Genomic DNA, 14,120 nt, shown 5'->3' with positions numbered 1-14,120 from the left:
GGCTAGAATTGAACCGTCGCACGACCGGTGGCATCGTAGGCCCCTCGAGGGGCCCGGGATCGAGATTGAGGGATGGCACATGGCTGAAGCGGTGAACCCCAGGGGCGGGCCCGACGTCGGGCCCGGCGCCCCCGCGACCGGCGGGCAGGGCCCGATCGCCACGGACGCGGCGCGCCCCGGAGCGAACCGGGGGCTCGTGCAGCCCGAATCCCCGGCCTCCGCGCCGTCCGCGACGAGCGCCGACCAGGCCGCTCCCGGCCGGCGCGGGCGGACCCGCGCGCGCATCGCCCGGCTCACCGGCCGTGGCTCCTCCGGCTACTCGCCCGTCCTCGAGCCGCTCCTGCGCACGGTCCGGGCCAACAACCCGAAGGAGGACCTCGACCTCATCCAGCGGGCCTACCTCGTCGCGGAGCGCAGCCACGAGGGCCAGACGCGCAAGAGCGGTGATCCGTACATCACGCACCCCGTCGCCGTCGCCACCATCCTGGCCGAACTGGGGATGACCGGCACCACGCTCGCCGCGGCCCTGCTGCACGACACCGTCGAGGACACCTCCTACACCCTCGCCGAACTCACCCGCGATTTCGGGCCCGAGGTGGCCATGCTCGTGGACGGCGTCACCAAGCTCGACAAGGTGTCCTTCGGGGACGCCGCGCAGGCCGAGACGGTCCGCAAGATGGTCGTCGCCATGGCGAAGGACATCCGGGTGCTCGTCATCAAGCTCGCCGACCGGCTGCACAACGCCCGCACGTGGCGCTTCGTCTCGCCCGCCTCGTCCGCGAAGAAGGCACGGGAGACGCTCGAGATCTTCGCCCCGCTCGCGCACCGGCTGGGCATGAACACCATCAAGTGGGAACTCGAGGATCTCTCCTTCGCGGCCCTGCACCCGAAGGTGTACGAGGAGATCGTCCGCATGGTGGGGGACAGGACCCCGGAGCGGGAGAAGCACCTCAGCCTCGTCCGGAACCAGATCGACGAGGACCTGCGCACCGTCAAGATCAAGGCGACGATCACGGGCCGGCCCAAGCACTACTACTCGATCTACCAGAAGATGATCGTCCGCGGTAAGGACTTCGACGACATCCACGACCTCATGGGCGTGCGCGTCCTGGTGGACAGCGTGCGTGACTGTTACGCGACCCTCGGCTCCCTCCATTCGCGGTGGAACCCCCTGCCCGGGCGGTTCAAGGACTACATCGCGATGCCGAAGTTCAACATGTACCAGTCGCTCCACACCACGGTGATCGGTCCGGGTGGCAAGCCCGTGGAGATCCAGATCAGGACCCACGACATGCACCGCCGCGCCGAGTACGGCGTCGCCGCCCACTGGAAGTACAAGAGCGGGGGCCGGCAGCTGGAGGCGCAGGACGGCGGGGACATGGGGTGGCTGCGCAGCCTCGTGGACTGGCAGCAGGAGACCTCCGACCCCAACGAGTTCCTCGACTCCCTGCGGTTCGAGATCAACGCCGCCGAGGTCTTCGTCTTCACGCCCAAGGGCGAGGTGATGGCCCTGCCGGCCGGGTCCACGCCGGTGGACTTCGCCTATGCCGTGCACACCGAGGTGGGCCACCGGACCATCGGGGCGCGGGTGAACGGGAAGCTCGTGCCCCTCAACAGCGAGCTCAACCACGGTGACTCCGTGGAGATCTTCACGTCGAAGGCCGAGGGGGCGGGCCCGAGCCAAGACTGGCAGGGCTTCGTCAAGAGCCCGCGCGCCCGGAACAAGATCCGGCAGTGGTTCACGAAGGAGCGGCGCGAGGAAGCCGTGGACAAGGGCAAGGACCTGCTGACGCGCGCCATGCGCAAGCAGAACCTGCCGCTGCAGCGCATGATGACGCACACCGCCCTCATGACCGTGGCGGAGGAGCTCCACCATCAGGACATCTCGGCGCTGTATGCGGCCGTCGGCGACGGCCACACCTCCGCCCAGAACGTCATCGAGCACCTCGTGGCGCTCATGGGCGGCCACGAGGGCGCCGAGGAGAGCATCGCCGAGACCGTGGTCCCGGCCCAGCCCCGACGGCCCAAGTTCTCCGACTCCGGCGTGACCGTCCGCGGGGTCGGCGACGTCTGGGTGAAGCTCGCCCGCTGCTGCACCCCCGTTCCGCCGGATCCCATCATCGGGTTCGTCACGCGTGGCTCGGGCGTCTCCGTGCACAGGACCGACTGCCGGAACGTGCAGGAGCTGCGCGACCAGCCGGACCGCATCGTGCCCGTGGACTGGGCTCCCACGCAGACGAGCGTGTTCCTCGTCGAGATCCAGGTGGAGGCCCTCGATCGTAAGAGCCTGCTCTCCGACGTCACGAGTGTCCTCGCCGAGAACCACGTGAACATCCTCGCGGCCAACGTGAACACGTCCTCCGACCGGGTGGCGATGTCCCGCTTCGCGTTCGAGATGGGCGATCCCAAGTACCTCAGCCATATCCTCAGCGCGGTCCGGCGCATCGACGGCGTGTTCGACGTCTACCGGACCACCGGCTCGCAGCGCCGTCCCTGACGGCCGCCGCGCCGGGGCGCTACTCATGAGCGGCGTCCCGGGCGTGCCGTTCCTTCCGGTGCGGGTCGCCGGGCTGCCCGCACCCTCGTCAGGGCACGCGTCTTGCCGGGCACCCGGGAGGTGCTCAGGAGTGCAGCCTCCACGAGGCGGAGCGGGCAGTCCAGGTCACGGTCCCGGCTGATCGCCCGCAGGATGTGCACCGCGTCGCGGTCCTCGCCGTGCACCGCGATATCCAGGGCGGTGCGGAGCGGGGTCGTCACGGGGACCCCGCCCACCGTGTTGACGTCGAACGGTCCGAGCGCCACCTGGTGCATGACCGCGGAGGTGAAGGGCGGCAGCGCCGTGGTGCGCCGCCGGTGGTCCGTCACGAGGCTGATCACGGCCGGCGGTGGGGCGCACCCGTAGATCCAGGCCGCGCACGAGCGCCCCAGCGCCACCCGGGCGCGCACCGCCCGCGGGATACACCGGGCGGCAGCCTGCGACCTGACGACGGGGTCCTCCCGGAAGTCGCTCCGGAGGTAGGACCCGCCGATGACCAGGCGCACGAGGCCCTCAATCCGCATGGCCTGCAGCTCCGCCGCGGTGAAGATCTCCCCCGCATGGAAGAGCGCGCCCCCGGTGGACGTGACCGGAGGGCGGGCCGCTTCCGGGTAGCGCTCGGGAGGGACAGCGGCGGAGGGGCCGTGCAGGGGAGCCATCCCCTCAGCATGGGGACTGCGCCGCCCACGCAGAAGCCCCCCGGCGCCGATGTGGACAAGGGTGCCGGGGGGGCTTCTGCGGGTGCGCTCGGGCGGCTAGGAGAAGTCCTGCGCCGACCTCTGCAGCATGTCGAGCCACTGCTCGCGTGCGGCCAGTGCTTCCCGTGCCGACGCGATCTTCTTGGCGTCGCCGGCACGCTCGGCGGCGGCGAGGTCCTCCTTGAGCTGGGCGATCGTCGCTTCGAGCTGGCTCAGGGCGCTGTTGGTGCGCGCCTTGGTCTCCGGGTTCGTCTTCGTCCAGTGCTCGTCATCGGCGGCCTTGACGGCGTCCTCCACCTTGCGGAGGCCCGCGTCGATGCGGCCCATGTCGGCGCGCGGGACCTTGCCGGCCTCGTCCCACCGGTCGCGGACGGACTGCAGGGCCTTCTTCGCGGCGGCGAGGTCCCTGATCGGCAGGATCTGCTGGGCTTCCCGCAGCAGCGCTTCCTTAGCCACGAGGTTGCCCGCGTACTCCTCGTCCACGGCTTCGTTCGCGGTCTTGCGTGCCTCGAAGAAACGGTCCTGGGCGGCGCGGAAACGGGCCCACAGGGCGTCGTCGTCCTTGCGGCTGGCGCGCTTGGAGGCCTTCCACTCGTCCATCAGGTGCCGGTACTCGGCGGCGGTGTGGCCCCAGTCCGTGGAGCCGGAGAGCTGCTCGGCCCGCTTGATGAGGGCTTCCTTGGCCTGCTTGGCCTCGACGTTGTCACTGTCCAGCTGCGAGAAGTAGGCGCGGCGGTGGCGGTCGAAGATGGTGCGGGCGGACCGGAAGCGCTTCCAGAGCGCGTCCTCCGTGCCGCGGCCGAGCCTCGGTCCGTTCTTCTGGGCAGCCTTCCAGAGCTCGAACAGCTCGTTCATCCGGGTGCTGCTGGCTTTCCACTGCACGGTAGAGGGGTCGCGGTCGGCGAGCTCTTCCGCTTCGGCCACGATCGCCTCACGGGCCGCGAGTTCCTTGGCCTTCAGGGCGTCGTGGACGGCCCGCTCGGCCTTCTCCAGGCCCGCGATGGCCTCCAGCAGGGCGTCGATGCGCGCCTCGAGGGCGAGGACGTCGCCGACCACCTTGCGTTCGCCGACCTGGGCGCGCAGGTGCTTGGCCGTCTTGGCCATGTCCGACGCCGGCGCCTTGGCCTGCACCCGCTGCTCGAGGAGCGCCACCTGGCTGGCGACGTCGTCGTACTTGCGCACGAAGTAGGCGAGGGCCTCCTCGCGCGTCGCGTCCGGGTACTGGCCCACCGGGTGCTCCTCGCCGTCGACGAGCAGGAAGACGTGGCCGTCCTCCTCGACGCGCGCGAACCTGCCGGCCTCCGCGAGGGGGGTGCTGTGGGCGACGGGGGCCGCCACCGGCGTCGCGGCCTTCTTCACCGGGCGTGGGGCCATCGTCGTCGGAAGCGGGGGGCGGGGAGCGGAGGGTTGCGGCTGGGCGGCAGCAGGCTCCGCGGCAGCAGGCTCAACGGCCGCGGGCTCCGCGCTTTCTGCCGCAACGGGCTCGGCCACCGCGGCTTCCTCGATGGTCGTCGCGGGCTCTGTGGCCGCAGGGGGCTGCGTTGCAAGGGCCTCCACCGCCGCGGGGGGCTCTGCAGCCTCGGGCTCGACGGCCACCGAGGGGTCCATCGCCTCGGGCTCGTCAACAGCGGGCTCTGCAGCCGCGCTGGGCTCTGCCGCTACGGGTGCTGCATCGGTACCGTCGCTTGCCGCAGCGTCCTGCTGTGGGCCCTGGCCGATGGTCGTGTCGTCGGATTGCTGACTGTCTGTCACCGCTAGAAGTCTTTCGCTCGTCGGATGGCCGTGAACCGCGCCAGGGCCATGTCATGCAGGATCCAGGAGTCTATCGGTCGTGCCGGTCGCGATACGGCGGCGAGTGCCTTCCGGCCGACCTCGCTGCGCATCCCGCCCTGCCTTGAAAACCGGGAACCTGCCCTGAGGCTACTTTACCCACTGGCCCCTGTTCCGCGGCATGGCGGGAGGTGGGCGTACGCGGCACGCTCCCAGAGTGGTCAGATTCCGCTCACCAGTGTGTCCGTGGTGCTCGTGAGGTCCAGTTGAACCGTCGAGATGCCTGACCGCAGGCAGTGATGACGAAATCCTCGGTGACGCGGGCGTCCTCACTGCCCGTAACGGAACCGTCACCGAGGCCAAGACCACCGATGGCGAATGCCGGGACTACGGTGCTACCGGGCACCACGCAGGCCGGGGACATCGAGGGGAGACCCGGCAGGGCTTCGTGGTCGCGGAAGCGGCCCAGGCGGCGCAGGGGCCCTCCATTGTGTTGAACGTCGTCGACGGGGCCGAGCGCAGAAGGTCCGCCAGCGGCTTCCCGGCACGGAGGCGACTCCCGTACGTCAGGTCGTGGAGACCCTCGCCGCGGTTGGTTGTGTCCTGCAAATCCTGCATGCGACGCGGTCGGAGGAAGCGTGGCATAAGAAAGCCGCCGAGGAGACCGACGACCGACCTCCCGAAATTCGTGAAGGCTGAAATGCCGGACATCGATTCCGGGTGTCGAGTAGGAGATCGGTAGGAGGCAACGTCGACGTCCGGAAACCCGGCGGGCCCCTATCTGACCCGTCCCGCACTCAACGCCCTGAAAGGTGGCCCTGTAATACTGCGGCCAGCGCGCCTCGGAATGTCTTCGCTATGGCGACCCTCACGGACTTTTGAGCCGAAGTAGGAATGCTTCACTCGGATTGTCGAGCGGTGTCGGAGCTCCGGTCGCTGGGGTTCAGTGGCGACGGGAGGTCAGTGGGATGAACACTGCGTAGAACACGCCCCAGCAGATCCAGAACACGGTCGAGATCCGCCGCTCAGAAATGTCCGGGTACCTGCGGCGCACTACGGCGGCAATTCCGGACACTGCCAGTGTCACCATCATGAACCGAACCATCCGGCCGGGCACACTCCAGGCAAGAAGTGTCACCAGCGGGGTCCGTTGCAGGCCGGCTGCCCGAGCGTAGAGCTTGTACGGGATTCCGCGGGTGGGGCCCTTCATCAGGGAAGCGGCCCCGGATTCAGCGATGTCCTGCTCCACCTTGCTGATCATGGCGTTCGTGATCGCCGGAACTGTCACCAGCGCGCTGCGCGAGGCCTCGGCGGTGACCTTGTGGCCCCACCAGTAGGTCACCGTGCCTCCGGCCATGGCACCACCGAGGGCTGAGATCGTGGTGCTGAGCGCGCGCTTCGGCCGGCGTAGCCCCACCCAGGATGTCCACACATCGGGGACCACGAAGAAGAACGTCGCTTCTGCGAAGCCCCATGCTCCGGCGATTCCATGGTCCCGCAGGGCGTTCCTGAAAACTGATGTGCGTCGAGCTCTCATGCTTTCACTGTAATGAATGGTGACGTGGAATTACGGGATTGATCGCGGGTTGCTGCCAGTTCCCCCGCCCGACTCCCACTACCGTATGAAATACGGCAAAGGGCCAAATGAACGGACACTCCACATGAGCCAAGGAACGGACAGGCGGGCAATTCCGCAGCGCAGCAGCCGGTGGGCGACACGATCTGCGGATATCCTTGCGGCGGCGAAACTCACCCCCAACCAGATCTCGGTCGGTTCAGTGGTGTTCGCCGCTGTGGGCGCCGCTGCGCTGATCTGGTCGGCGCATACCGACGACGCCGTAAGCGGGGCTGTCCTGTTGGCCGTGGCTGCCGCCTGTATACCGCTGCGTCTGCTGCTGAATATGCTCGACGGAATGTTGGCGGTCGAGAAGGGCATGAGCTCACCGGTGGGCGATATCTACAATGAGCTGCCCGATCGGATTTCTGATGTCTTGTTCCTGGGAGCAGCAGGCATCGCGACCGCCGGGCTGCTGAGCGCGGGCAGGGTCGATCTCGGGGTGACGCTGGGATTCCTAGCGGCGATATTGGCTGTACTGACCGCCTATATCCGCAGCCTCGGGTCAGCCCTCGGTACGAGGAACTTCTTCGACGGGCCCCTGGCCAAGCCGCACCGTATGTGGTTGCTGATGGCCGGGGTCCTGGTGAGCATCGCCGAACCATGGCTTCCGTGGTCGGAAGGGTGGGTGCTGGTCAGCACGCTGGCGCTCATCGCGCTGGGCTCCCTGCTCACCTGCGTTCGCCGACTGCGCCGTGTCAGCGCCTCGCTGCGCGCCCGCAGCAAGGACCTGCCCGCGTGAACGTGAGTAGCGTTCTCCGGCGCGGCCTCGCCACCCTGATCAGCGCGTTCGCCGGGGCGCGTGTCGCGACTGCAGCCGGAGACTCCGAACCGGAGCTGCCGGAGCAGGCCATCTATTACGCGAACCATTCCAGCCATCTGGACTTCCTCACCATCTGGGCCGCACTGCCGGGAGAGCTTCGAAGACGGACCCGCCCGGTGGCCGCCAAGGACTACTGGGGCTCCGGGGTGCGCAGGGTCTTCGCTGATCAGATCTTCAACGCCTATCTGGTGGACCGCCACGGCTCCAGTGGCACTCGACAGCGCACCTCCGACTCGGGGGTCAGCCCCAAGGGGCAGGTGGAGGGCATGGCCGAGGTGCTGACGGCCGGGGACTCGCTGATCATCTTCCCTGAAGGCACGCGCGGCGACGGCGAAACGATCGCCCGATTCCACGGTGGACTGTACAAATTGGCGCAGCTTCACCCTGAGGTACCTGTGGTCCCGGTGACGCTGGCCAACCTCGGGCGGATCCTCCCCAAAGGAGAGGTGATCCCGGTCCCTCACCTCTCGACTGTCATCTTCTGCGAACCCCTGTACTTGGCTCCCGATGAGGAGCGGCAGGCATTCCTGGCCCGCGCCCGGCAGGTTCTCGTGGACTGCCTGGCGGAGCATCAAGGCCCGCAGCCGACGGATGCTTCTGAAGCGGACGAACGCGTGTCGCCCCCTCGCAGCCAGGCCCGGCAGGACGACCTGTGAGCGGCTGGGAACTGGGGCTGCTGGACTCGTCGTCGCTGAAACTCCTCGGCGGCGTCGTCCTCGTTCTCGTGCTGGCCACCGCGATCGCGCGGCTTCTGGGCCGCCGTCTGGGCGCAACGAGCACTGTCACGAATCTGAAGCAACGCATCAACGCGTGGTGGCTGATGGTCGCCCTGCTCGGCGCTGTCCTGGCCGCCGGCGAGACAGTGACGATCGTGCTCTTCCTCCTGCTGTCGCTCCTGGCGCTGCGCGAATTCATCACCATCTCACCCACCGGCCGCGGAGATCACAAAGCGCTCGTGTGGCTGGTCTTCATCATCCCCGCCGTGCACTATTGGTTCGTCTGGGAACACTGGTACGGCATGTTCAGTGTGTTCATCCCGGTGTACGCCTTCCTCTTCCTGCCGGCGCGTAATGCGCTGGCCGGGCAGACCGCCGGGTTCCTGCAGCGCACCGCGACCATCCAGTGGGCGCTGATGGTGTGCGTCTACGCCCTCAGCCACGCCCCGGCGCTCCTGCAGTTGCCGATCGCCATGGAGCTGGGCCGGGACGCGGCCGAAGGGTCGGCGCCGGGCGCCGGTGGGGCTACCGGCGCGCAGCTGCTGCTCTTCCTGCTGATCGTGGTGCAGGGCTCCGATGTGCTGCAGTACGTATGGGGCAAGACGCTCGGGAAACATCCGATCGCGCCGAGCGTCAGCCCCAACAAGACTTGGGAGGGGTTCATCGGGGGAGTGCTTTCGGCCACCGCCCTCGGTGCCGCCCTCTGGTGGGTCACACCGTTCACTCCGTTCATGGCCGCGCTCCTGGCGTTCATCTCGTGTGTGATGGGTTTCGCCGGAGGGCTGGTGATGTCCGCCATCAAGCGCGACCGCGGCATCAAGGACTTCGGCTCCCTCATCCCCGGCCACGGCGGCATCATGGATCGCCTGGACTCGCTGTGCTTCGCGGCGCCGGTCTTCTTTCACACCGTGCGATTCTTCTACACCTGACGACGCGTGGTCCGACGGCGTGGCACCCATCCGCCCCGCGGACAGACTGGCCCGGCTTTTCCCGCGAAGGGTGCCCGGCACCTAGGATTGAGGCCGCAGAACCGGATCGTCCCGCCGCCGGGGCGAGGACCGGAAACCCCGTGCAGGAGGAGATTCCCCCAATGGCCCGCAAGGCATCACTGTCAGGCTTTCCCGAATGGCTCCCCGAGGAGCGCCTGATCGAACTCCACGTGCTCGAGGTGCTGCAGCGCACGTTCGAACTGCACGGGTTCTCCAGCATCGAGACGCGCGCCGTCGAGACCGTCGACCACCTCCTGCGCAAGGGTGAGATCGACAAGGAGGTCTACGCGGTCTCGCGCCTGCAGGCCGAGGAGGCGTCCGCGTCCGAGAGCGGACTTGCACTCCACTACGACCTCACCGTCCCGTTCGCACGCTACGTCGTCGAGAACGCAGGCCACCTCGCGTTCCCGTTCCGCCGCTTCCAGATCCAGAAGTGCTGGCGGGGGGAGCGGCCGCAGGAAGGCCGCGCCCGCGAATTCACCCAGGCGGACATCGACGTCGTCGGCGATGGCACCCTCCCGTTCCGGTACGACGTCGAACTCGCTCTCGCCGTCGTCGAGGCGCTCGGTGCCCTGCCGATCCCCGACTTCACCCTGCGTGTGAACAACCGGAAGCTCGCCGAGGGGTTCTACCGGGCGATCGGGCTCACGGATACGGCGGCGGTTCTCCGCAGCATCGACAAGCTCGAGAAGATCGGCCCCGAGAAGGTGGGCGTGCTGCTGCGCGCTGAGGTGGGAGCAGGCGAGGAGCAGGTGCGCCTGGCCCTCGAACTCGCGGGGATCCGTACCCCCGACACGTCCTTCGTGGAGCGGGTCCGGGAGCTCGGCGTCACGAGCGAGCTCCTCGAGGAAGGGCTCGAGGAGCTCCGGCAGGTCGTGGGGGAGGCGTCACGGCGTGCGCCGGGCCGGGTGGTCGCGGACCTCAGCATCGCCCGCGGGCTCGACTACTACACGGGGACCGTCTACGAGACGGTGCTCGACGGGCATGAGGGGCTCGGCTCCATCTGCTCCGGCGGCCGCTACGACTCGCTCGCCCGCAAGGGTAACCGCACCTTCCCCGGCGTCGGCCTGTCTATCGGCGTCACCCGGATCGTTTCGCGGATCCTCAGCCAGGGCTTCGCCACGGTCTCCCGCGCGGTCCCCACCGCTGTCCTGGTGACGCTCGCGGACGACGACGCCTGGTCGCAGGCACAGGACGTCGCAACGGCGCTCCGGGGCCGCGGCATCTCCGCCGAGGTGGCCGCGACGGCCGAGAAGTTCGGGAAGCAGATCAAGTTCGCCGACCGCCGGGGGATCCCGTTCGTGTGGTTCACCTCCGCCGACGGCACGCACGAGGTGAAGGACATCCGGTCGGGCGACCAGGTGGTGGCGGACCCGTCCTCCTGGACCCCGCCGGCGGACGACCTCCGGCCCGTCGTCGCCCGGGCCTGACGGACCCGGCTGGGGCGGACCGCCGCGGCGGGCGTCCAGACCCGGGGGAACGTTACCCCGGGTCTGGGCCGCCGCGCCGGGTGCACCCACACGCCCGCCCGCGCGCCCGCCCGCACGCATGCACGCACGGGGGACTCTTCCGCGTCCCTCAGGCCGCACGCCGGCGTCGGACCAGTACCGCACCCCGGACGACGACCCCGGCCGCGAGCACCGCGAGCATGGTCACCACCGACACCGCCGGGAGGGTGAAGGCCAGGACGAGGCAGGCGACCGCACCGACGACGTTCAGCCAGCGCGGGGCGTACCACTGCCGGTCGGTGAGCGTGAACGCGGCCACGTTCGCGATCGCGTAGTACACCAGCACCCCGAAGCTGGAGAACCCGACGACCGTCAGCACGTCCGTGGCGAGCAGCAGGAGCACGACGACGGCGGCGGTTGCGAGGTCCGCCACCCAGGGCACCGCGAAGCGCGTCGAGATGCTGGAGAGCGCCGAGGGCAGGTCCCTGTTGCGGGCCATGGCGAGACTGGTGCGGCCGACGCCGGCGATCAGGGCGAGCAGCGCCCCGAGACTCGCGAGCGCTGCAGCGCCGACCACCACGGTGTCGAGCACCCCGGTGGCCCCTCCGGGCGGCGTCCCGGCGTCGACGACGTCCCGCAGCGGTGCACTCGAAGCGGCCAGGGCCTCCGGCCCGAGGGCATTCAGCAGCGAGAGTGCCAGGAGCAGGTACACCACGAGGGTGAAGCCGAGGGCGCCGAAGATCGCCCGCGGGATGTTCCGGCGCGGGTTCCGCACCTCCTCGCCCATGGTCGCGATGCGCGCGTAGCCCGCGAACGCGAAGAACAGCAGGGCCGCAGCCTGCAGCACGCCGACGACGCCGCCCGTCCCGCCGGAGCCGGCCGTGGAGGGTGCGGCCGGGGCGGTGAACGCCACGACGACGACGAACGCCAGGACGGGCACGACGAGCGAGACGATCACGCGCGTCGCGAGGGCCGTCCGCGTCACCCCGAGGAGGTTCACCGCGGTCAGGCCGACGACGGCGGCCACCGCGGCGGCCTTCTCCGCACCGGGCGCGGCGTACAGGCCGAAGGTCAGGGCCATCGCCGCACACGACGCGAGCTTGCCGGTGACGAAGCCCCACCCCGCGAGGAAGCCGGGCCAGGGCCCGAGCTGCTTCCTGCCGTAGAGGTAGGTCCCCCCGCTGGAGGGATAGCGGACGGCGAGGGAGGCCGTCGCCGCGGCATTGCAGTAGGCGACGAACCCCGCGAGGACGACGGCGAGGGGCAGCAGCAGGCCCGCCGCGGCACTGGCGGGGGAGAAGACCACGAAGGCGCCTGCGCCGATCATCGCGCCGACGCCGACCGTGGTGGCGTCGAAGCCGCCCATTGCGCGGCGCAGTCCCGGTGGCTGGGTCATGGTGCTCCTCGGTGGTGCGGGTGAACCGGAGTTCGCGTGATGACGGGTTCCGGTGGAGGGTGGCTCCTCGGACGCGACAGCCCGGAACGGCGTGTCCGGTTCGGCGGACCCGGACCGGTAAAGTTGGACGGGTTTGCACCAACTCTAGGCAGGCGAAGCTCGCCTGCGACTCATCGAACGTATCTGTGGGAAGGAATGCTGTGCTCCGCACGCATGAACTCGGCTCGCTTCGGCCCGAGCACGTAGGACAAACCGTCACCCTGGCTGGATGGGTCGCCCGTCGCCGGGACCACGGCGGCGTCGCGTTCCTCGATCTCCGGGACGCCTCCGGCGTCGCGCAGGTCGTCGTCCGCGAGGAGGACGTGTTCTCGTCCCTGCGCAACGAGTACGTCCTGCAGATCGTCGGCGAGGTCCAGCAGCGCCCCGAGGGCAACGAGAACCCTGCCCTTCCCACCGGCGCCATCGAGGTCATCGCGGACACCGTGACCATTCTCAACACCTCGGACCCCCTGCCGTTCCAGATCGACGAGCACGTGGAGGTGGGCGAGGAGGCACGCCTGCGCCACCGCTACCTCGACCTCCGGCGCCCCGGCCCCCAAGCCAACCTGCGCCTGCGGTCCGAGGCCAGCCGGATCGCCCGCGAACTGCTGCACGCCGACGGGTACGTGGAGATCGAGACCCCCACCCTGACGCGCTCCACCCCGGAGGGCGCCCGCGACTTCCTGGTGCCCGCGCGCCTCGCGCCCGGCTCCTGGTACGCACTCCCGCAGTCCCCGCAGCTCTTCAAGCAGCTCCTGCAGGTCGGCGGCTTCGAGAAGTACTACCAGCTGGCCCGCTGCTACCGCGACGAGGACTTCCGGGCGGACCGCCAGCCCGAGTTCACCCAGCTCGACATCGAGGCGAGCTTCGTGGAGGAGGACGACATCATCGCCCTCGGCGAGCAGCTCGTCGCCGCGCTCTGGAAGCTCATCGACGTCGAGATCCCCCTGCCGATCCGCCGCATGACGTACGCCGAGGCCATGGCCAAGTACGGCTCGGACAAACCGGACCTCCGCTTCGGGCTCGAGCTCACCGAACTGACCGAGTTCTTCAAGGACACCGGTTTCGGCGTCTTCAAGGCCCCCTACGTGGGCGCTGTCGTCATGCCCGGCGGCGCAGCGCAGCCGCGCCGGCAGCTGGACGCCTGGCAGGAGTGGGCGAAGCAGCGCGGCGCCAAGGGCCTCGCCTACGTCCTCATCGACGACGACGGCAGCCTCCGCGGCCCCGTCGCCAAGAACCTCACCGACGCCGAGCGCGAGGGCCTCGCGGCCGCGACCGGGGCCGCGCCCGGCGACTGCATCTTCTTCGCCGCCGGCGACCGCACGTCGTCGCGCGCCATCCTCGGCGCCGCCCGGGTCGAGATCGGCCGGCGCACCGGGCTCATCACGGAGGGCGACTGGGCGTTCGTCTGGATCGTCGACGCGCCCATGTTCGAGCCGGCTTCGGCCGCCGTCGCCGCGGGCGACGTCGCCGTGGGAGGCGGCGCGTGGACGGCCGTCCACCACGCCTTCACCTCCCCGAAGCCCGAATTCCTCGACACGTTCGACACCGACCCGGAGAACGCCGTCGCCTACGCGTACGACATCGTCTGCAACGGCAACGAGCTCGGCGGCGGGTCCATCCGTATCCACCAGCGCGACGTCCAGGAGCGCGTGTTCGCGGTCATGGGCCTCGGCAAGGAGGAAGCGCAGGAGAAGTTCGGCTTCCTGCTCGAAGGCTTCAAGTACGGCGCGCCTCCGCACGGCGGCATCGCCCTGGGCTGGGACCGCGTGGTCTCGCTCCTCGCCGGGACGGATTCGATCCGCGACGTCATCGCGTTCCCGAAGTCCGGCGGCGGGTTCGACCCCCTGACCGCGGCGCCCGCGCCGATCACGGCCCAGCAGCGCAAGGAGGCCGGGGTCGACGCCAAGCCGAAGGCCGACGGCGGGCCGAAGGTCGCCGCCGAGGCCTGATCTTCGGTCCGGTTCGGGACATGTGCAGCTACGGCGGGTGCCGGTTCACGGCGCCCGCCGTAGCTGTACCCCGCCGGACCCCGCAGACCCCGAGGACGGCGCGGGCGCGCAGGATCGGCGGCTTCGCTCTCGGACGAA

At 69.5% G+C, this 14,120-nt stretch carries 10 protein-coding genes; 6 read left to right on the top strand and 4 right to left on the bottom strand.

The features are described from left to right. The first annotated feature begins 79 nt into the window (after positions 1 to 79). Positions 80 to 2,497 carry a RelA/SpoT family protein gene (locus tag C4K88_RS05310; RefSeq protein WP_241521718.1) on the top strand — a complete coding sequence of 806 codons (2,418 nt, stop codon included), beginning with the start codon at positions 80 to 82 and terminating at the stop codon, positions 2,495 to 2,497. A gap of 23 nt (positions 2,498 to 2,520) precedes the next feature. On the opposite strand, the gene C4K88_RS05305 is transcribed toward C4K88_RS05310, so the two are convergent. The 3 genes from C4K88_RS05305 to C4K88_RS05295 form a co-directional block, all read right to left on the bottom strand. Continuing rightward, positions 2,521 to 3,195 (bottom strand): hypothetical protein, encoded by a 675-nt coding sequence (locus C4K88_RS05305; RefSeq protein ID WP_104120585.1) that lies wholly within the window; start codon positions 3,193 to 3,195, stop codon positions 2,521 to 2,523. Between the two features lie 96 nt (positions 3,196 to 3,291). After that, on the bottom strand, positions 3,292 to 4,986 hold the full coding sequence (locus tag C4K88_RS05300; RefSeq protein WP_438502325.1) for a DUF349 domain-containing protein: 1,695 nt from the start codon (positions 4,984 to 4,986) through the stop codon (positions 3,292 to 3,294). A gap of 961 nt (positions 4,987 to 5,947) precedes the next feature. Beyond that, a complete protein-coding gene (locus C4K88_RS05295; protein ID WP_146065624.1) occupies positions 5,948 to 6,541 on the bottom strand; it encodes a hypothetical protein in 594 nt (197 codons plus the stop codon). A 16-nt stretch (positions 6,542 to 6,557) separates the two neighbouring features. On the opposite strand from C4K88_RS05295, the gene C4K88_RS05290 reads away from it, so the two are divergent. The 4 genes from C4K88_RS05290 (at position 6,558) to hisS (ending at position 10,577) form a co-directional block, all read left to right on the top strand. Next, positions 6,558 to 7,361, top strand: a complete 804-nt coding sequence (locus C4K88_RS05290; RefSeq protein WP_241521717.1) for a CDP-alcohol phosphatidyltransferase family protein — start codon at positions 6,558 to 6,560, stop codon at positions 7,359 to 7,361. A 2-nt stretch (positions 7,362 to 7,363) separates the two neighbouring features. Then, the gene (locus tag C4K88_RS05285; RefSeq protein WP_167398964.1) at positions 7,364 to 8,098 is read left to right on the top strand and encodes a lysophospholipid acyltransferase family protein; all 735 of its coding nucleotides are present in this window, start codon (positions 7,364 to 7,366) and stop codon (positions 8,096 to 8,098) included. After that, on the top strand, positions 8,095 to 9,087 hold the full coding sequence (locus C4K88_RS05280; RefSeq protein WP_206604349.1) for a phosphatidate cytidylyltransferase: 993 nt from the start codon (positions 8,095 to 8,097) through the stop codon (positions 9,085 to 9,087). The genes C4K88_RS05285 and C4K88_RS05280 overlap by 4 nt, the downstream gene beginning before the upstream one ends. A gap of 161 nt (positions 9,088 to 9,248) precedes the next feature. Beyond that, on the top strand, positions 9,249 to 10,577 hold the full coding sequence (hisS, locus tag C4K88_RS05275) for a histidine--tRNA ligase (protein WP_104120580.1): 1,329 nt from the start codon (positions 9,249 to 9,251) through the stop codon (positions 10,575 to 10,577). A gap of 148 nt (positions 10,578 to 10,725) precedes the next feature. Here the strand turns inward: hisS and C4K88_RS05270 are convergent, their stop codons facing one another. Beyond that, complete coding sequence (locus tag C4K88_RS05270; RefSeq protein WP_104120579.1) at positions 10,726 to 11,991, bottom strand: APC family permease; 1,266 nt, start codon at positions 11,989 to 11,991, stop codon at positions 10,726 to 10,728. A gap of 200 nt (positions 11,992 to 12,191) precedes the next feature. Between C4K88_RS05270 and aspS the strand changes: the two genes are divergently transcribed. Beyond that, positions 12,192 to 13,982: an aspartate--tRNA ligase gene (gene aspS / locus C4K88_RS05265; protein ID WP_104120578.1), complete on the top strand. Its 1,791-nt coding sequence runs from the start codon at positions 12,192 to 12,194 to the stop codon at positions 13,980 to 13,982. The last annotated feature ends 138 nt before the right edge of the window (positions 13,983 to 14,120 follow it).

The organism is Arthrobacter pityocampae, from assembly GCF_002927275.1.
Classification (GTDB): Bacteria; Actinomycetota; Actinomycetes; order Actinomycetales; family Micrococcaceae; genus Arthrobacter_D; species Arthrobacter_D pityocampae.
This window is presented reverse-complemented; position numbering and strand designations above follow the sequence as displayed.

What these genes read in the sequence shown, in the direction of transcription:
- C4K88_RS05290 (WP_241521717.1), top strand. Translation starts at nt 6,558, where the DNA reads ATGGTGACGTGGAATTACGGGATTGATCGCGGGTTGCTGCCAGTTCCC.
- C4K88_RS05295 (WP_146065624.1), bottom strand. Translation starts at nt 6,541, where the DNA reads ATGAGAGCTCGACGCACATCAGTTTTCAGGAACGCCCTGCGGGACCAT.
- C4K88_RS05270 (WP_104120579.1), bottom strand. Translation starts at nt 11,991, where the DNA reads ATGACCCAGCCACCGGGACTGCGCCGCGCAATGGGCGGCTTCGACGCC.
- hisS (WP_104120580.1), top strand. Translation starts at nt 9,249, where the DNA reads ATGGCCCGCAAGGCATCACTGTCAGGCTTTCCCGAATGGCTCCCCGAG.
- C4K88_RS05305 (WP_104120585.1), bottom strand. Translation starts at nt 3,195, where the DNA reads ATGGCTCCCCTGCACGGCCCCTCCGCCGCTGTCCCTCCCGAGCGCTAC.
- C4K88_RS05310 (WP_241521718.1), top strand. Translation starts at nt 80, where the DNA reads ATGGCTGAAGCGGTGAACCCCAGGGGCGGGCCCGACGTCGGGCCCGGC.